General features: G+C 68.1%; 3 protein-coding genes (1 of these 3 running past the window's edge). All 3 read left to right on the top strand.

What is annotated here, in order from left to right:
* Positions 1-218 precede the first annotated feature (218 nt).
* A complete protein-coding gene (locus J3U87_RS07225) occupies positions 219-16283 on the top strand; it encodes a non-ribosomal peptide synthetase/type I polyketide synthase (protein ID WP_237382364.1) in 16065 nt (5354 codons plus the stop codon).
* A 61-nt stretch (positions 16284-16344) separates the two neighbouring features.
* Positions 16345-17427 carry a TauD/TfdA family dioxygenase gene (locus tag J3U87_RS07220; RefSeq protein WP_237382363.1) on the top strand — a complete coding sequence of 361 codons (1083 nt, stop codon included), beginning with the start codon at positions 16345-16347 and terminating at the stop codon, positions 17425-17427.
* Between the two features lie 9 nt (positions 17428-17436).
* Positions 17437-20808: the 5' portion of a non-ribosomal peptide synthetase gene (locus J3U87_RS07215; RefSeq protein WP_237382362.1), read on the top strand. The gene runs 13398 nt beyond the window's last position; the window shows 3372 of its 16770 coding nt (coding positions 1-3372); its start codon is at positions 17437-17439; its stop codon lies off the right edge, out of view.

Genomic DNA, 20808 nt, shown 5'->3' with positions numbered 1-20808 from the left:
GGTGGGGTGGAACGGCAAGGCGCCGTTCCCAACCTCACGGGTAGACCCGAAGCCCACGGGTCTCCCGGCCCATGGTCCCCGACCCACCGCGTTTCCCTTACATCGATCCGTTTCCTGTCCTCCGTCTCCCCAACCTTCGCTTCCCAGCCTTTATCGATTCCGACCACCCCTGATTTCCCCTCTTCGCCCACACCGAATCTATTGTTTGGATTGCGCATATGGACCACCGCGAGCTTTTGAAGAAATCCCTGTTGAAAATTCAGGATCTGGAACGACGCCTATCCCAAGCCGAACGGCGCGAACGCGAACCGATCGCCATCGTCGGCATGGGGTGCCGTCTACCGGGAGGTGCCCGCGATCCGAGCGCCCTTTGGGACCTCCTGATCCGCGGCGTCGACGCCACCGGCGAAGTGCCCGCCGGACGCTGGCGGGACGCCCATCTCTACGATCCCGAGCCCGAACGGCCCGGCAAGTTTTACACGCGCCGCGGCGGGTTCCTGGACGGGGTCGACCGATTCGACGCGTCGTTCTTCCGCATCACGCCGCGCGAGGCCGAGGCCATGGATCCGCAACAGCGCCTGTTGCTGGAAGTGGCCTGGGAGGCCTTGGAACACGCCTGCATGCCGCCGGACGGTCTCTACGGCCAAGTGGGCGGTGTCTTCGTGGGCATCACCCGCGTCGACTACGGCATGAGCCAGCTCCTGGGCGGCGATCCGCGCCACATCGACGCCTACTCCGGAACCGGCAGCGCGCTGGGCGTGGCGGCCGGGCGACTTTCGTTCGTTCTGGGCCTGACCGGCCCCAGCTTCGCGGTGGACACGGCCTGCTCGTCGTCCCTGGTGGCGCTGCACCAGGCCTGCACCGCGCTGCGCCGCGACGAATGCCGCTTCGCGCTGGCGGGTGGCGTCAACCTCTTGCTGCGTCCCGAGCTGCACGTCAACTTCTGTCAGGCGCGCATGTTGGCGCCGGACGGCCGCTGCAAGACGTTCGACAGCGCCGCCGATGGGCTGGCGCTCAGCGAAGGTGCCGGCATCCTGGTGCTCAAGCGACTGCGTGACGCGCGCGCCGACGGCGATCGGGTCCTGGCCGTGATCCGCGGTTCGGCGATCAACCAGGACGGCCCGAGCGGCGGCCTGACCGTGCCCAACGGCCCGGCCCAGGTGCGGGTGATTCGCGCGGCCCTGGCCCAGGCCGGCCTGCGCCCCGACGAGGTGGACCTGATCGAGGCCCACGGCACCGGTACCGCCCTGGGCGATCCGATCGAGATGGGTTCGCTGGGGGAAGTGTTCGCCGATCGCGGCGATGCCGGGCCGCTGGTCGTCGGCTCGCTCAAGACCAACTTCGGACACATGGAATCGGCGGCCGGCGTGTCCGGCGTGATCAAGCTGGTGCTGGCCCTGCAACACGAGACGGTACCGCCCCATCTCCATTTCCACGAGCCCAATCCACGCATCGCCTGGTCGCGCCTGCCGATCGAGGTTCCGGTCGCCGCCCGTTGCTGGCCGCGCGGTTCGCGTCCGCGCATCGCCGGGGTCAGCGGGTTCGGCGTCAGTGGTACCAACGCCCACCTGATCCTGGCCGAGGCGCCGCCCGTGGGTGCGGCCCCCATCGCTCGAGACGCCGCCGCACCCGCCGCCTCGCCGGGTGACGAAAGAGCCGCGGCGCTGTTGCTGTGTGCCCGTTCCGAGGGCGCCGTCCGCGACCTGGCGGCCCGCTACGCCGATCGCCTCGAAGCCACCGACGACGCGACGTGGCGCCCCCTGTGCCACGCGGCCAGTCGGTACCGCACCGCCTTCGAGGTGCGCGTCCCCCTGGCCGCCTGCGACCGCCTGTCGATGGTGGCCCAATTACGGGCCTTGGCCGCCGCCGCGCCCGGCGCTCCCGAGCCGATCCGCCTCGGCAAGAACCACCTGCCGCGCCTGCTGTTCCTGTTCTCGGGTCAGGGTTGCCAGTTCGCGGGCATGGCGCGCCGCCTCTACGAGATGAACGGCGTCTTCCGCGAAACCCTGGACCGCTGTGCGGCGGTGCTCGACGAACTGCTGCCGCAACCGTTGTCGGCCCTCCTGTTCGCCGCGCAAGGCGACGAAGCGATCCACGATACCGGCGCCGCCCAGCCCGCCCTGTTCGCCTTGCAGGCGGCACTGGCCGCGCAGTGGCGCGCTTGGGGCGTCGAGCCCGACGTGGTGTTGGGCCACAGTGTCGGCCAGTACGCCGCCGCGCGGGTGGCCGACGTGTTTTCCCTCGAAGACGGTTTGCGCTTGATCGCGCGCCGAGGGGCCCTGATGAGTGCCTTGCCGCGCGAGGGTTGCATGGCCTCGGTCATGGCGCCCGAATCCGAGATTGTGCCGCTGCTGGCCGCATACCAAGGCAGGATCGAGATCGCCGCCCGCAATGCGCCGGCCGCGCTGGTGCTGTCCGGCGAATCCGAAGCCGTCCGGGCGTTGACCCGCGACCTGAAGGAACGCGGCATCACCGTGCGCGAGATCAAGGCCTCGCACGCCTTCCACTCCCACCTGATGGAGCCGATGCTGGAACCGTTTCGGGCGTTCGCTGCCGGGATCGAGTACCGTTCGCCGCGCATCCCCCTGGTGGGCAACGAAGACGGCCTGATTCTGGAGGAATGGCGCGTGCCGGATGGCGCCTGGTGGGCCAATCACTGCCGCGCGCCCGTGGCCTTCGCTCCGGGCCTGCGGGCCGCGTTGGGCGAACCGGATGAAGCCGCCACCACTCTCTGCGTCGAGCTGGGGCCGCGACCGGTCTTGCTGGCACTGGGTCGGCAAAGTGGTCTGGATCCGGCCTGCTGGCTGCCGTCGCTCGATCCGCGCGAACCGGACGATCTGGTGATGGCGCGCGGTTTGGCGACCATGGCCGCTCACGGGGTCGCCGTCGACTGGGACGCCTTCTACGGCGCGCCCGCGCCGCGCATGGATTTGCCGCTCTACCCCTTTCAGCGCAAACGCCATTGGTTGCCCGAGTCCGACGCGGGGCTCGCTCCGCCCGACGCGAGGCAGGCTGTTTCGGCTCCTGTCGATTCGGTCGCATCGTCGGCCGATCCGGTGACGCAAGCCGTCGATTCCGCGCCGGATGAGTCGGGTGTGCGGGGGGCATCCGACCGGGATCTGCGGGCCGAGGTGATCGAGCTGGTGGCCGAGCTGATGCACATGGAGCCGGGCGAACTGGATCCCCAAGCCGAGTTCCTGGAGATGGGCGCGGATTCGCTGTTGTTGATGGACGCCATCCAGGTGATCAAGCGTCGTTTCGGGATCGAACTGACCATGCGCCAGTTCTTCGAGGACGTGACCCATACCGGGGCCCTCGCGGCCTACATCGAAGCGCGTGTTCCGGCCCGGTGCCGATCGGTCGAAGCGACCCGCGCTCCCGAAACGGTGTCCGTCGCCCAACCGACCTCCGTTCAGGCCTCGGTCACTTCCACGACAGGTGCGGCCGGAGGCGATCCGGTGGCTCAGGTGGTCCTGGAGCAGTTGGCCCTGATGCGCCAGCAACTGACGATGTTGGGCGGCCATGCCGGTTCGACGGCCATGCACACGGCACTCGAACAGGCTTCGGTCGCGCTCGGCGGAACCGAACCCGCGCCTTCGACGCCATCGAACGCCCCACACACCGGTGACGGTGCGCCCGTTTCTATCGGGACGGGCGCCGGCGAGACCGGCGAGGAGGCCCGTCTATCGCCGCTGCGGGCGCTGCGGGCCAAACCGGCGAGCGGGCTGAGCCTCACCGAAGCCCAACAGTCCTGGCTGAACGGCTTCGTCGGCGAGTACACCGCCCGCACGGCGCGATCCAAGGCCGAAGCCCAGCGCTGCCGCCCTGGCCTGGCCGACAGTCGCGCTTCCTTCGGCTTTCGGTTTTCGACCAAGGAGATGCTGTACCCGATCGTCGGTGACCGCGCCGACGGCGCCCACCTGACCGACATCGACGGCAACGAATACGTCGACCTGACCATGGGCTTCGGCAGCCTGCTGTTCGGCAACCATCCCGAATTCGTCCACCGCGCGGTGGTCGAGGAAATGGGGCGCGGCACCCAGGTCGGGCCCCGCTCGCGCTTGATGGCCGAGGTCGCCGAGCGGTTCGTGTCCTTGACCGGCGTCGAACGGGTCGCCTTCACCAACAGCGGAACCGAGGCCGTCATGACCGCGATCCGCATGTTGCGCACCGTGACCGGCCGGACCCGCATCGCACTGTTCGAGGGCGCCTACCACGGCCACGCCGACACCACCCTCATCGGTGGGCGCATGATGTCCGGCGAGCCGCACGCCTGGCCGATGGCGCCAGGGGTTCCCGACGCGCTCGCCGAGCAGGCGGTGGTGCTGCCCTGGAACGACGACCGTGCCCTGGAATACCTGCGCAGGCACGCCGGCGAGCTGGCCGCGGTCCTGGTGGAACCGGTCCAGAGCCGCAGACCCGACGTTCAGCCGGTCGCGTTTCTGCGCGAGTTGCGCGCCCTGACCCGCGCGGCCGACACACCGCTGCTTTTGGACGAAATGATTACCGGCTTCCGCACCCACCCGGGCGGGATCCAGGCGCTGTGGGGTGTCGAGGCCGACGTGGTGACCTACGGCAAGGTGATCGGCGGCGGTTTGCCGATCGGCGTGCTGGCCGGCAAGGCCCGCTACCTGGACGCCGCCGACGGTGGCCTTTGGGCATACGGCGACACCAGTTTCCCCGGCGCGGAGAAGACCTACTTCGCCGGAACCTTCTGCCAACATCCGCACATCATGGCTGCCGCGCGCGCGGTGCTGCAGCACCTACAGGACGAAGGACCCGAACTCCAGGAAACCCTGACGCGGCGCACGCGTGACTTGGTGGCGCGACTCAACGGGGTGTTCGCCGAATGTGGGGTGGCGGTCGAGGCCGTCTCGTTCGCATCGTGGTTCCTGTTCCGCGGCGAACCGGATCTGGAACTGTTCCACTACCATCTCAATCACTTGGGCGTGTTCATCTGCGAGGGTCGCTCCTGCTTCGTGGCCACGAGCCACAGCGATGCCGATCTGGATCGGGTGGTCGCGGCGGTGCGCGAGACCTGCCGTGTCATGGTGGCCCAGGGGTTCTGGCAACTCCAGACCCGAACGGTCGCCGCCGCACCGCGCGTCGCGGCAAAGCCGGCCGAACCCGCTCCCAAACAGGTGGCACTCTCCGAGGCGCAGCGCCAACTGTGGTTGGTGGCCTGCCTGGACGAGGCCGGCTCGCGCGCCTATCACGAGACCTCGGTCATGGAACTGCGCGGGCCCCTCCAGGTCGCGCACCTGAAAGATGCCCTGCGGCAGGTGGTCGCCCGTCACGAGGCCCTGCGCATGCGCATCCTCGTCGAGGGGAGCGAGGCCGTTCAGGAGGTCTTCGACGAGGTCCCGGTGGACCTGCCGATGATCGACCTGAGCGAGGCCGGTCCCCAGGAGGCGGACGCGGCCGCCGACGCCTGGCTACTCGCCGAAAGCGAACGGGGCCTCGACCCGACCGCGACGCCGTGGCGGTTCACCCTGCTGCGCCTTCACGAGACCCGGCACTTGCTGGTGTACACGGCCCATCACCTGTTCAGCGATGGCTGGTCGATCGCCGTCGTCTGGCGCGATCTGTGCCGGATCTACAAGGCCCTGGCCGCGGGAGAGGCCCCGGAGCTGCCGCCCGCGTCGGGCTTCCGTTCCTTTTTGGCGGCCCAGCGAACCGCTGCTTCCGACGGGACCTGGGACGATCACCGCCGCTACTGGTCGGCTCGTTTCGGCGACCGGCCCGAACCGCTGCAGCTCCCCACGGTCCGTCCCCGTCCCGCCAACAAATCCTGGCACGGCGCACGGCTGATTCGCGAATTGCCCGCCGATCTGCTGGCCGAGGTGCGCCAGACGGCCAGGCGTAAGGGAATGACTCCGTTCTTCCTGTTGCTGGGCGCCTTTACGGCGCTGCTCCATCGCCTCAGCGGCCAGGCTCGCCTGGTGGTGGGCACCCCGACGGCCAACCGCGACAAGACCGGCATGGACGACATGGTCGGCTACTGTACCCACCTCCTGCCGATCCTCAGTGAACACGACGGCGATCCCCGTCTCGATGCCCACCTGGCCGGCGTGAAGCGCTCCTTGTTGGACGCTTTCGATCACGCGGCACTGCCGTTCGCCGAGCTGCTGGCCATGCTCGAACCGGAGCACGAGCCCAGCCGCGCGCCCTTGTTGGACGTGGTGTTCAACTTCGAGGTGCCCGATGTGCCGGACATGGGCGAGCTGGAGATCGCGGCGTTCGAAACGCCGCTGACGGCCACCGCCTTCGATCTGACCCTGAGCGTGATGGCCAAGGGCGGCACCTGCTATTTGGAGTGCGATTACCAGAGCGATCTCTTCGACGAAACCTTCATCGCCTCGTTTCTCGACGCCTACCGCGGCGTGCTCGTCGAAATCGCCGGAGCCGAGTCGGATCCTCGACTCTCCCAGGTGCCGTTGCTCACCAAGGCCCAATCGCGAGCCTGGTTGGTGGACTGGAACCGCACCGAGCGGCTCCATCCACCGCACCGCGCCTTGGGTGCCTGGCTGGAGGAAAGCTTTGCATGTCACGCCGATCGCGTCGCCCTGCGCGACGGCGACACCGAGTGGACCTTCGCCCAACTGGAGGCCCAAACGGCGCGTCTGGCCTCCGTGCTGCGCGACCGGGGGGTGGGTTCCGAATCGGTCGTGGCCCTGTGCCTGCCGCGCGGGCGCGCCTGGCTGGTTTCGCTGCTGGCGGTGTTGCGAGCCGGCGGGGCCTGGCTGCCGCTGGATCCCGCCTGGCCGGAAGCACGCCTGACCCAGTTGTTGCACGACGCCTCGCCGACGCTGGTATTGGGCGAGGACGACCGACTGCTCGCCGCCGACCGCGTCCCCTGGCTGGCCTGGTCCCAGCTCCTCGCCGCCGAACCCGGTATCGAGCCGGGCTGGCGATCCGGCGAACTTCACCCCGAGCAACTGGCCTATGTGCTCTACACTTCCGGCTCTACCGGGCGACCCAAAGGTGTCGCGGTCTCGCGTCGCGCCCTGCTGACCTATCTCACTTGGTCCGTGGTGCGCTACGATTCGGACGGGCTCGCGTTGTTGCACGGCGCGGTCGGTTTCGATGCCACCCTGACCGGCGTGTTCGCACCCCTGCTCACCGGCCGGACGCTCCAAATCGTGCCGCCCGGCGCCGAACTGGACGCGCTTTGCCACGCGCTTTCCGAACCGCACAAATTGGGCCTCCTCAAAGTCACGCCGGCGCATTTGGAATCGCTGTCGCGCTTGCTCGGTGACCGGCCGGTTCGCGCTTCCGTCGCCAGCCTGATCGTGGGTGGCGAAGCCTTTGGCCGACGCTTGGCGGAGGATTGGCGAGCGCGTCTCGGGTCGACACCGATCGTCAACGAGTACGGGCCCACCGAGACGACCGTCGGTTGCGCCGCTCACTGGTTCACCGTTCCCGACGAACGAAGCCCGGTCGTTTCGATCGGTCGCCCGCTGTCCGCTTGTCGCCTCTACGTCGTCGATGCCGCCCTGCGCCCGCTGCCACCGGGTGTGCCGGGCGAGCTCTTGATCGGCGGCGAGCAGGTCGCGCGCGGCTATGCCGGGCGGGCGGCGCTGACGGCCGAATGTTTCGTGCCCGATCCGTTCGGCGAGGAGCCGGGCGCGCGCCTGTACCGCAGCGGCGATCGGGTGCGGCTGATGCCCTCCTTGGATGGCGGCCCGGCGGAACTGGTGTTCCTCGATCGCATCGATCGTCAAGTCAAGGTGCAGGGCTATCGTGTGGAGCCCGCCGAAGTCGAGGCTGCCTTGACGATGCTCGACAACGTGGCCGAGGCGATGGTCTTCGCGATCCGCCCGGATGGCCAAGGGCACTGTTTGGCCGCGGCCGTAGTGCCCGCTATCGACAGTCCGGACGGTGGAACTCGCATCGATGGGTCTCGGTTGGCGCGAGCCCTGGGCGAACGGGTGCCCCACTACATGGTGCCCGCGCGGTGGTTGATCGTGGAACGGCTCCCGTTGACCGCCAACGGCAAGCGCGACCGCGACACCCTGCGTCTCATGGCTTTGGCGCAATCGCCGTCATCGGAGCCGGCACCCATGATCGGCGTCGAGGTCGACGAACCCGAGGTGGCGTTGCTCGTGGGCATCTGGTGCGAGATTCTGAAGCGTAAGGGACTCGGCCCCGACAGCAACTTTTTCGAATGCGGGGGGCATTCGCTTTCGGCGACCAAACTAATTGGTCGCGTCCATCGTGAGCTGGGTGTTTTGGTGCCGTTGAAGCACCTGTTCGACGCGCCCACGCCGCGCCGTTTCCTGCACGCCTTGCGTTCGGAGACGCGCGGCGACGTTCAGCCATTGCCCGTGCTACGTCCGGCACCCGAAACGGAGTCGGCCCCGTTGTCCCTGAACCAACAACGGTTGTGGTTCCTCGATCGCTTGAACGGGCCCGGCGCGGTCTACAATATGCCCTGGGCCGTGCGCCTCTGCGGTCGGCTCGATCCGGCTCGCTTGGAACGTGCCCTGGCGGCGGTCGTCGCGCGCCAACGCACCCTGCGCACCGCGTTCATCGAGGTGGACGGCGAAGGTGTCCAGGTGATTCGGGACATGGGCCAGGTGGATACCACGATTCCCGTGACCGATCTCCGCGAGCTGACGGGCGAGGCACGACTGCGTCGCGTGGGCGAGATGGCCGAGGCCCATGCCCGCAGCCCGTTCGATCTGGCCGAGGGCCCGCTTATCCGGCTGCATTTGCTGAGGTTGGGCGAAACCGAGTGGATGTTGCTGGGGAACCTGCACCACAGCGCCGGTGACGGCTGGTCGGTGGGTCTGCTGGTGCGCGAACTTTCGGCTTGCTATACCCGGCCCGAGCGGCCCGCGCTCCCCGAGCTGGTCCTGCACTACACCGACGTGGCCCGTTGGCAGCGGCGTCCCGAGGTGGTGGCGGCCCTGGCCGCGCGCCTCGATTACTGGCGGACCAAATTGGCCGGAGCACCCGAATCGCTGGCCCTGCCGACCGACCGGCCGCGACCGGCGCGCCAGAGCCATCGAGGCGACAGGGTCCCGATCCGAATCTCTTGCGACCAGGCTTCCGCGCTGTACGACCTGTGCCAGAGCCAGCGAGTGACGCCGTTCATGGCCCTGCTGGCGGGCTTCGGCACCCTGTTGGCCAGGTTTTCGGGTAGCGCCGATCTGGTGATCGGGACTCCCGTGGCCAATCGCGAGCGACCCGAGACCGCCCATCTGATCGGCTTCTTTGTCAATATGTTGCCGCTGCGCCTGCTGCTCGACGACGACATGGACACCGCGGCGCTGCTGGCCCAGGTGCGGCGAACCTGCCTGGAGGCCTATGCCCACCAGGAGCTGCCGTTCGAGCGACTGGTCGATGCGCTGGACCTTCAGCGCGATCTCAGCCGCGAGCCCTTGTTCCAGGCCGTTTTGGTCCTGCAGAACGTGCCGCCGATCGAGCTCGATATTCCCGAACTGACCTTCTCCTCCGTTCCAGTGGCCCATCACACCGCCAAATACGATCTGACCCTGACCCTGGAGGAGTGCGACGACCAAATGGTCGGTGAGCTGGAGTTCGCGACGGACCTGTTCGATCGCGGCACGGCCGAGCGCATGGTGGCGACCTTCGTCCATCTGCTGGAGCGGATGTGCGCCGAGCCGAAGTCCTCGGTGGCGACGCTCGACGTGCTCGACGAAACCCAGAAGCGGCACCTGCTGGTGCATTTCAACCAAACCGATGTGGACTTCGACTGGCCGCCGACGCTGGATCGCGTGCTGGCGGCACAGGCTCGGCGCACGCCCGACGCCGTCGCGCTGGTGTGGGGTGAAGGCGCCTCGCGTTCGGAGATGACCTACGGCGAACTGCACGGCGAAGCCGACCGTTGGGCCGCCGTCCTGCGCGGCCTGGGGGTGGGCCCCGAGTCGCGGGTGGGCGTATGTGCCTTCCGCTCGGTGGAGATGGTGGTGGCGCTGTTGGCGGTGGTCAAGGCCGGTGCGGCCTGGGTTCCGCTGGATCCGGAATACCCCGATTCGCGGTTGGGCTTTGTCCTGGAGGACGCCGGCGTCGCCTTGATCCTGACCCAGGAGGCCCTGGTTGCGCGGTTGTCGTCCCTGAGCGCGATCGAGGGCACGCCGTTGTTGCCCTTGGACGGGGATCCGCCCGCGACCGTTTCCGAGCTCTCTCGGTCGTCGCGCGCTCCCGTGGTTCAGCCCGATCACCTGGCCTACGTGATTTTCACCTCGGGCTCCACCGGCAAGCCCAAAGGTGCCATGAACACCCACCGCGCCATTTGCAACCGACTGGCCTGGATGCAGGCCGCCTACGGACTGGATGCTTCCGACCGCGTGTTGCAGAAGACGCCCTACAGTTTCGACGTCTCGGTGTGGGAGTTCTTCTGGCCCCTGGCCGTGGGCGCCGCGCTGGTCGTGGCCGAACCGGGCGGTCATCGCGATCCTTATTACCTGATGCGGGTGATCGACGCCGAACGCATCACGACGCTGCACTTCGTGCCGTCGATGCTCGACGCCTTCCTCGAGGCCCACGCCGATTTCGAGTCCGGCGATTCCCTCGCGCGCGTCATCTGCAGTGGCGAGGCTCTGGCCCGCGATCTCCAACTCCGGTTCCACGACGCCTTTCCCAAGGTGGACCTGCACAACCTCTACGGACCCACCGAGGCGGCCATCGACGTCAGTCACTGGACCTGCCGGCCGGACGACGGGCGTCACGAGGTGCCCATCGGCAAAGCCATCGCCAACCTGCGGCTGTACATCGTGGATCGCCGCGGGCAACCGGTGCCGATCGGGGCACCCGGCGAACTGCTGATCGGCGGTGTGGGCTTGGCGCGCGGGTACGAGGGCCGACCGGACCTGACCGCCGAGCGCTTCGTGCCGGATCCGTTCGGCTCTCCCGGAGATCGGGTTTATCGAACCGGTGATTTGGCCCGGTTCCTTCCCGACGGGAACATCCTTTTCCTGGGTCGGCTGGACTTTCAGGTCAAGCTGCGCGGGTTCCGCATCGAGTTGGGTGAAATCGAAGCCCAACTGGTGCGACTGCCGGAGGTAGGTCGCGCGGTGGTGACCCTGCGGCGCGATGCGGGTGAGGCGTCGCTGGTCGCCTGGCTGGTGACGAAAGAGGGCATGGCTTCTCCCGACGGAGCCGATCCGGAAGAGCCGCTGTGCGCCGATGTGCTGCGCCACCGCCTCCTGGAGATCCTGCCGGAATACATGGTGCCCGCCCGCTTCGTGTGGCTGAAGGAAATTCCGCTCAGCGCCAACGGCAAGATCGATCGTCGTCCGCTCGACGCGATTCCGTTGCCCGACATCGATCCGGTCGAGGAGGACGAAGTCGCCGAGCGACCGCAAACGCCTGCGGCGCAAACCCTGGCCTCGGTGTGGCGCGAGGTGCTCGACTGTCGGCCGCCGCGCACCAACGACAATTTCTTCCAAATGGGCGGCGACTCGATTCGCGCGATTCGCCTGGTGGCCCGCGCCGCCAAGCATCGCCTGAAACTCGAACTGGAAGACGTGTTCCGGTTCCCGCACCTGGGCGCCATGGCGGCGGCGACCGAAATCGTGGAGACCGAGTCGGAGAGACCCGGCGAGCCCGGTCCCTTCGCGTTGGTGGATGCCGAAACCCGTGCGGCCCTGCCCGCCGAAGTGGTGGACGCCTATCCGCTGACGCGGCTCCAATTCGGCATGCTGTTCCACGGGGATCTCCAGTCGGACCAGGCCATGTACCGCGATCTGTTCGGGTTCCGCTTCGAGGGCCCTTTCGAAGAGCGGGCCTTCCACGCGGCGCTGTGCGGCCTGATCGCGGCCCATCCCGTGCTGCGGACCACTTTCGAAACGTCCGCCTATCGCGAGCCACTGCAACTGGTCTATCGCGAAGTGCCCACGCCGTTGGAAGTGATCGACTTGCGCGGCATGGACAGTCAGGCTCAGGAGGACGAAATCGAGCGTCGCCGTGCCGATCGCCTTCGCCGGAACTTCTCCTGGCGCCAAGCGCCCTTGCTGGCGTTCGAGGTGCTGCGGCTCGCCGACGACCGCTTCTTTTTCCTGGTGGCGTTCCACCACGCGATCCTCGACGGTTGGAGTTTCGCTTCCATGGTGACCGAGCTGTTTCGTCGCTACCTCTCCATGCTGGATGTGGCCGTCGAACCGCCGACTCCGTCGCCCGAGCTCAGCTTCCGGGGATTCGTGGCGTTGGAGGCCGCCGCGCGTCGCGATGCCGTGGCCTTGGCCTTTTGGTCGCGAGAACTGACGGATGTGCCCATCACGCGCCCGCCACGCTTCCCGACCGGGTTCCGACGCCCCGCCGATCCCTCGGGTTCGATGTCGGTCGAGGTGCCGGCGTCGGTGTCCCGCGGTTTGTCGGTGCTGGCCGACGAGCTGGGTTGCCCACTCAAAAGCGTGCTGCTGGCCGTGCACCTGCGCGCCCTGGCCCACCTCCTCGGTCCCAGGGGCGAGGTGGTCACCGGGTTGATCGCCAATGGTCGACCCGAGCGCGAGAGTGCCGAGCGGGTGTTGGGATTGTTCCTCAACACCTTGCCTTTCCGGTTCCGCATCCAGGCCGAGAGCGGACGCGCCATGGTGCGTCGCGTGCTCGAAAAGGAACGCGCCCTGTTGGGCGTTCGGCGCGTGCCGCTGTTCGACCTGCAGCGCCTCGACGGGCGCAACGGGGCCGCGCTGTGCCACGTGGTGTTCAACTACGTCGACTTTCACGTCTACGCCTCCGTTGCGCGGCTGGGCAAGATGCGTTTGCTGGAGACGCGCGACCACGAGCTCACCAATTTCCCGCTGACCGCCAATTTCATTCGCGATCGCGAGGCGGACTCGGTGGTGCTGAACCTCTGCTACGACCCCGATCGCATGGACGGCGGTTGGCTGGCCCAGGCCGCGCAGGTCTACCGCGCCGCGTTGATCGCGATGGTCGAGGGTTGCGAGCGCGATGTGCGCCATTGGCCGCTCGGTTCGCCAGGATCGCGTGCCTGGTGGACCCCACCGATCGAGGCCGCCAGCCCCGTGCCCGCCGCACCCGTCACCGGTGAGATGTCGATCCCTACCTGGCCGGCGGATGTAGATCCCACGGCTCCCGCGATTCGTGCCGGCGCCCGCACCATCGATTTCGCCGAGCTCGAGCGCCGCGTCACCCATTTGGCGACCACGCTCCAGCGCGAGGGTGTACGGCCCGGCGTAGTGGTCGGACTCTGCTTCGGTCGGGTTCCCGAGTTGGTGATCGCCATGTGGGCGGTCTGGCGGGCCGGCGGCGCTTGGCTGCCGCTGGATCCCGAAGATCCGCCCGAACGATTGCGGTTCCTGGTGGACGACGCGAGCGCCGCCTTGATCCTGGGAGACGACCGCGTGGGCGATCGCTTCGGCGAAATCGCCGCGACTCTGTCATTCGACGCCGGTACCGCCATGATGGACGCGGTCTGTGAACCCTCGGCCCCGACCTTGGTGCACCCGGATGATTTGGCCTATGTGCTCTACACTTCCGGCTCGACCGGAAAACCCAAGGGCGTCGCCGTCACCCATGCCAGCCTCGAGCACTACCTGGGCTACGCCCGAACTCGGTACACGCCCGAAGGCGGCACCCTGGTCCACGGTGCGCCGGGTTTCGACGCCACGCTGACCAGTTTGTTCGTGGCGACACTCGTGGGGGCGCCACTGACCCTGATCTCCGAAACGGATACCCTCAGCGCGCTGACCGATTGGATGTTGCAACCCGTCGACTTGGGCTTCCTCAAGGTCACGCCCGCACACTTGGAAGGTTTGGCGGGACTGCTGGGCGACCGCCTGCCCGCATGCCGGATCGGTACCCTGATCGTCGGCGGCGACGCGCTCCCGGCCGCCTCGGCACGGGCTTGGCGCGAGCGCCTGCCCGGCACCGCGATCGTCAACGAATACGGCCCCACCGAGACGGTCGTCGGCTGTGCCGCCTGGACTTACGACGGCGCCCAGACCGAGGGCGAATCGGTGCCGATCGGGGTGCCCCTGACGGGACTGCGCCTGTACCTGGTCGACGACGATCTACGCCCGGTCGCGCCCGGTTGCCCCGGTGAACTGTTGATCGGCGGCGCGCAGCTCGCCCGCGGTTACATGGGTCGTCCCGCAGCCACGGCCGAGCGGTTCGTTCCGGATCCCTTCGGCGAAGAGCAGGGCGCGCGCCTCTACCGCAGCGGCGACCGTTGCCGTTTGCTGACGAGTCCCGACGGCGGCGCGGTGCTGGAGTACTTGGGGCGTGGCGACGACCAGGTCAAGATTCGCGGCTTTCGCGTGGAACCGGCCGAATTGACCCAGGCCCTGCCCGGTCTTTCCGGGGTTGTCGAGGGTCGCGCCACGGTGGTCCACGACGCCCGGGGTCAGGCCCACCTGGCCGCCTGTGTCGTGACCTCCGACCCCGAATCCCACGGGCCCCAAACCTGGCGAACGGAGCTGGAACGGCGCCTGCCGCGTCACATGGCGCCCGAACTCTGGGTTCGCCTGGATGCCCTGCCCCTGAATGCCCGCGGCAAGGTCGACGGGCGTGCTCTGGCCGAGCTGGCTCGTGCGCGCTGGGACGATGCGGGGCGGGGTGAGACCGGCGCCGCGGCGGTACCGTTGACCGAAACCCAACGGTGGGTGATCGACCTGTTCGCGGAGGTCCTGGCGTTGGACACCCTGCACCTCGACGACGATTTCTTCGCGGTGGGCGGCCATTCCCTGACCGCCACCCGCGTGATCGCCCGCTGTCGCGACCTGCTGGAGATCGAGCTGCCCCTGCGCGCCCTGTTCGATGCCCCCACGCCGCGCGCCTTCGCGGCCAGGCTCCGTCAGGCACGAACTCGGGTGGACACACCGATGGTCCCGGTGACGCGCGGGACCTTGATGCCGACCTCCTTCGCCCAGCAACGGCTCTGGTTCGTGGATCAACTCGAAGGATCCCACTCGGCTTACAACATTTCGGCCGCCATCCAACTGGCCGGCCCGCTCGATGCGGAGGCTCTGGCGCGGGCGTTTGCGATGACGATCGATCGTCACGAAAGCCTGCGGACCCGATTCACCGACGAAGACGGGACACCCTATCAGGTCATCCTGGAGGACGTGCCTTTCGAACTCGAACGGGTCGACCTGAGTGGCCTCGAGCCGGATGTGCGGGCGGCGGAGATGGCCGCACGCATCCACGAGGAGGCCGACCGTCCCTTCGATCTGGCCGGTAGCGCGCTGATCCGTGTCACGTTGATCGCCCTCGAACCCGACCGCCACCTGCTGTTGGCCACCCTGCACCACATCGTGGCCGACGGTTGGTCGGTGGATGTGCTGGTTCGCGAGCTGGCGGAATGTTATCGGGCGGCGAGCCTCGGCGAAGTGCCACGCTTGGAGCCGCCAGGGATCCAGTATGCCGATTTCGCCGTGTGGCAGCGTGGCCTGTTGGAGGGTTCGGTGCGCGATGCGTTGCTGGCGTTCTGGATGGAGACGTTGGATGCCTTGCCCGACCCGGTTCTGCTCGAACCGGATGTGACACCGGTTTCGGCGAGTCCCGAGCGGACCGGATCGGCCTTCGCACCCGCTCCGGCCGGTTTCGTGTCGAGGCGCATGCCCGACGAGACCTGGACGGCCCTTCGCGATTTCAATCGGCGCGAGGGCGTGACCCTGTTCATGACCCTCCTGGCGGTGCTCGACCTGCTGCTTTGGCAGCGCACGGGTCGCACCGATCTGGTGGTGGGCACCGATGTGGCCGGGCGCGACCGGGCCGAGCTGGAAGGCCTGATCGGGTTCTTCGTGAACCAGCTCGCGTTGCGGACGCGGCTCGACGCCGAGGGTCACTTCCGCGATCTGTTGGGTGCGGTCAAACGAACCACCCTGGCGGCCTACGACCACCAGGAGCTGCCCTTCGACCTGCTGGTCGGCGAGCTGGGCAGCCGTAGGGACGGCGTGTCCGCTGCCCCCTTCGCGATCAAGCTGGTCTTGCAGCATCAGCCGCGGCCTTTCGTGTTGCAGGACCTGAGCGCCACCTTCCTGGAGAGCCGGGCGAGTGTGGCCAAGATGGACCTGCTGCTGAATGCGGTGGAAACCGGCGACGGATTGGACTGGATCCTGGAGTTCAATGCCGCCCGCTACGGCGAAGCCGGCATGCAGCGCTTGTTGGCGCACGTCGATTGGCTCCTGGATGCGGTGATCAAGGCCCCCGAGCGTGCCTTGCGCGACCTGCGCGCCGCCCTGAACGACCGCGAAGAAGAGGAGCGGGTGGCGCGGGAACGCGCCGCCAAAACCAAAAACCAGAAAGCCTTGAAAGGGCGCCGGGCGCGTCGCCGCACGGGGGCCCGCTCGTGACGATCACGATACCGATGTCCACGCGCGATTCGGATGGCCGCACATCCACGGGAGTCACACCATGAAACAATCGAAGTCATTGACACGAGGGCGTCGCCGCAAGGTGGGCGACGATCGCGAACTGGTGCGTCGATCCTTCATTCCCGGCCTTGAAGCACTGCCGCTGGTCCTGGAACCGGCCTTTCCCGGACTCGACCTGGTGCGCTGGCTGGAAACCCACCGCGCCGACCTGGACAAATGGTTGCACGGCCACGGTGCGGTCTTGCTGCGTGGATTCCCCGGCCTGGTTTCGGGCGATACGCGCGTCTTCGAAGCCGTCTCGGACGTCCTGGCCGACGGTGACCTGCTGCCCTACGTCTATCGCTCCACCCCCCGCACCCGGGTTGGCGATCGCCATCTGTACACCTCCACCGAGTACCCCGCCGATCAGGAGATTCCGCTCCACAACGAGAACGCCTATGCCTCGGTGTGGCCGCTGCGGATCTGGTTCTTCGCGGCGGTGACGGCCGATCGCGGTGGCGCGACGCCGATCGCCGACAGCCGCGCGGTATGGCGTGCGATTCCGCCGGAGGTCCGCGAACGATTCGCGACCAGGGGCGTGATGTACATCCGCAACTACGGCGAGATCGACCTGCCGTGGCAGGTGGCCTTCCAGACCGAGGCGCGCGACGAAGTGGAGACCTTCTGTCGCGGCCGCGGCATCGAATGGCACTGGGGCGCCGGGGATCGGCTCCAAACCCGGCAGATCTGTCAGGGCGTGGCCCAACACCCGGTGACCGGCGACCCGGTTTGGTTCAACCAGGCCCACCTGTTCCATCCCAGTGCCTTGGCGGCGGAAGTCCGCGAAGGGCTGTGCCAGGCGCTGGGTTCCGAGGGCCTGCCGCGCGATGCCCGTTACGGCGACGGCAGCCCAATCGAAGACGAGGCCCTCGCCGCGATTCGCGCGGCCTTTGCCGAGGCGTCGCGGTCCTTTCCCTGGCGCCTCGGCGACCTGTTGATCTTGGACAACATGCTGACCGCCCACGGCCGCCATCCCTTCGAGGGCCGGCGCCGCGTCCTGGTGGGCATGGCTCGACCGCACCGCGCACCACTGGCCCGGGAGACCGCGACTTCGGCGCGCCGCACCACACAAGTATCACGTTAGGAAAAACTTATGTCGCAAACCACACTTGACGGCTTTACCGCTTCACCCCAGCAGCTTCGACTTCTCCACCTGGCCCACGACGTTCCGGAGGCGGTGCCCATGGCCCGCTGGGACCTGGACGTGCGCGGCGCGCTCAGCGAGCCGCGGCTCGTCGATGCGCTGCACGCTCTGGTGGCTCGCCACGAAATTCTGCGCACCCACCTGGCTCGCGCCGAGACCGCCGCGCTGCCGCTCCAGGTGGTGGCCGACGAGCTGGATCCGGTGCTCGATCGCCTGGTGGTCGACGAGGCCGACGGCCAGACGTTCGATGCCGCCCTGGACGCGCACCTTCTCCGCGAGGGCGAAGGCATGCACACCTCGAGTTTCCGCGCCTTCCTCGCGCGCATGGGCGACGGCCACTGGCGTTTGAGCCTGATCATGCCGTCGACCCACGCCGATGCCACCACCTTCGCCATTCTGGTCGACGATTTGGTGGCGATCTACAGCGGTGAGCTGCCGGCAAACGGTGATGCGACCGACGAGGACGAGACCGAGGAAGGCGAGCTGCAATACGCCGATGTCGCGGAGTGGATGCACGAAATCCTGACCCCCGTCGAGGGCGAAACGGCCGAGGATCGGGCCCGTCGCGAAGCCGGCCTTCGCTTTTGGACGGGGGCCGACTGGTCCGACGGGCTGACCTCCGGCCTGACCTTCGACGGGGGCCCGACCGACGACCAGGCACTGCACACCCGCGTGTGTCCCGTGCCGATGGACGAGGAAACCCAGGGTTGGCTCATGCGTCGGACCGCGGCCGATCCGGCGAGCCGGGATGCCCTGCTGCTGGGTCTGTGGGTGTTGATGTTGCACCGTCACGGGGAGGGGCGCGAACCGGTGGTGGCCCTGTGCCGGCCAGGGAGAACCTACGACGGGCTCGAGTGCGTGTCCGGGCTGCTGGCCAAGTACCTGCCGATTCGGCCCGGGGTTCCGGCGAAACGGGCCCTGTCCGGGTGGGTCGAGGACCTCGCGGCGCTGGTTCGGGCCGCCGACGATCACGGCGAATATTACGACTGGAGCCGGCTGGGCCTGCCCGCTCGCGGCTATTTCGCGACGGCCTTCGAAAGCGTCGACCTGCACGCCAATCGCGTGCGCCCGGACCTGGTCTTCGAAACGGTCGACTGCGATCTTCCCGGCGAACGATTCGGATTGAAGTTGCGGGTGGCCGTTTGCGACCAGGCGGTATCGCTGGCGCTGTCGTTCGACGAGGCCCGTTTCGGTTCGGTACGCGTCGGCCTGTTGGCCGAGCAATTGGCCAGCCTGATCGCCGAAGCGCGGGCCATGCCCGATGCCGATTTGGCCATGCTGACCGGGTTGAATGGGGCAGAACGGGCCCGGATTCTGGACGACTTCAACCGGCACACCGGTGAACCGGCCCGACCGTCCTGCTTCCACCACCTGGTTTTGGACCGGGCCGGCGGCATACCGCACGCGCCGGCGGTTTGTCGGAATGACGAAGTGCTGCGTTTCGGCATGCTCACCGCCCGATCGGCCCTGTTGGCGGATCGGCTGCGGCGGTTGGGCGTGGGCCCCGACGTGGTGGTCGGCCTGATGTTGCCGCGTTCGGTCGATCTGCCGGTGGCGCTGCTGGCCGTACTCCGCGCGGGCGGTGCCTTCCTGCCGTTGGACCCGGGCCTGCCGCCCGGCCGTTTGAGCACGCTCGTGAACGACGCCCGGGTCAAGCTGGTGATCTGCGATCCGAGTACCGCCGCGCTCGAGGGAACCGCGGCTCGGATGCTGGTTCTGGGTCGCGACTTGACCTGGGGCGGCGCCGGATCCGGTGCTCCGGCGAGCACCGCGGTGGTCGCCGGTGAGCGCCACCATTCGCCCGATCAACTGGCCTACGTGATGTATACCTCCGGCTCGACCGGCGTGCCCAAAGGCGTCATGATCAGCCACCGCGCCCTGTGTAACTACCTCGAGGCGGCCGTGGCGCTGTATCGCGCCGATGGTGACGGCGGCGCGCCGGTATTCGGCGCCTTTGGTTTCGATGCCACCCTGACCACGCTGCTGGCGCCCTGGCTGGCGGGCAAACCGATTCACCTGCTTCCCGAAGACCATACGCTCGAAGTCCTCGCCGACCGATTGCACGGCCTGGAAGCGTTCGCCATGGTCAAAATGACCCCGGCCCATTTGGATGCGCTCCGGCACCTGGATCCAGCGGGTCCGTCGCCCACCGCGGCCGGCGCCCTGATCCTGGGCGGCGAGGCCCTTTTGGGACCGGCTCTGCGCGCCTGGCGCACGGCCGCTCCGGCGACCCGGGTGTTCAACGAGTACGGACCGACCGAGGCGACCGTGGGCTGTTGTGTCCACGAAGTACCGCCAGGCGCCGATTTGACGGGGCCGGTTCCCATCGGCTTTCCCTTCGCGGGCATGCGGCTCTATCTCCTGAACGAGGCCTTGCAGCCGGTGCCGCGCGGTGTGCCGGGCGAGATCTACATTGCCGGGCCGGGTCTGGCGCGCGGCTATTTCGAGCGTCCCGGGCAAACGGCGGCGTTGTTCTTGCCCGATCCGTTCGCCACCGAACCCGGCGCCCGCATGTACCGCAGCGGCGATCTCGCGCGGTTTCCCCTGCGCGAGGGCGAGGCCTGCGAGCCGCTCGAATTTCTCGGCCGGCGCGATCATCAAGTCAAGATCCGCGGTTACCGGATCGAGCCCGACGAGGTGTCCGCGCTGCTGCGCGGGCGCGACGACGTCGCCGAGGCCCACACGGCGCTCAGCGGGGAAGGGGAGGCCGAGCCACGGCTGGCCGCCTGGTTGACCCCGGCGGCAGGGTCCGCGGACGCGTTGGACCTGGAGGCGATTGGCGCATGGTTGGCCGACCGCCTGCCGGACTACATGGTGCCCAGCGCGCTCGTGCCGTTGGCGACGATGCCGCTCACCGCCAACGGAAAATTGGATCGCGCCGCCTTGCCCAAGCCCGATGCCGGCCGGCGCGCCCGCTACCAATCGCCGCAAACGCCGGTCGAAGCCGGTCTCGCCGAGTTGTGGCGCGACCTGTTGGCTTGCCAGAGCGTGGGACGCGCCGATCACTTTTTCCGGTTGGGCGGCCACTCGCTGCTGGCCACGCGGCTGGTGTCCCGCATTCGGGGCCGCTTCGGCGTGGGGCTCTCGCTGCGGACCCTGTTCGACGTCCCGGTTCTGGCCGACATGGCCGCCGCCATCGAAGCCGCCGAATCGACCGAACTGCCGCCGATCGAGCCGTGCGGCCACGATGGTGAGGCACCGCTTTCGCCCGCCCAGCTCAGCATGTGGCTGGTGGATCAGAAGGAAGGGGCCTCGTCGCTGTACAACATCCCCGGCGCACTGAAACTCGTCGGCCACCTGGACCGCGAGGCGCTGGCCGAG

The sequence above is a fragment of the Sulfidibacter corallicola genome, from assembly GCF_017498545.1.
GTDB lineage: Bacteria > Acidobacteriota > Holophagae > Acanthopleuribacterales > Acanthopleuribacteraceae > Sulfidibacter > Sulfidibacter corallicola.
Note: the sequence above shows the minus strand (reverse complement) of the source record. Positions and strands in the feature narration are given on the sequence as shown.

Excerpts from the sequence above, each read along its gene's own strand:
- J3U87_RS07225 (WP_237382364.1), top strand. The coding sequence starts at position 219 with ATGGACCACCGCGAGCTTTTGAAGAAATCCCTGTTGAAAATTCAGGAT.
- J3U87_RS07220 (WP_237382363.1), top strand. The coding sequence starts at position 16,345 with ATGAAACAATCGAAGTCATTGACACGAGGGCGTCGCCGCAAGGTGGGC.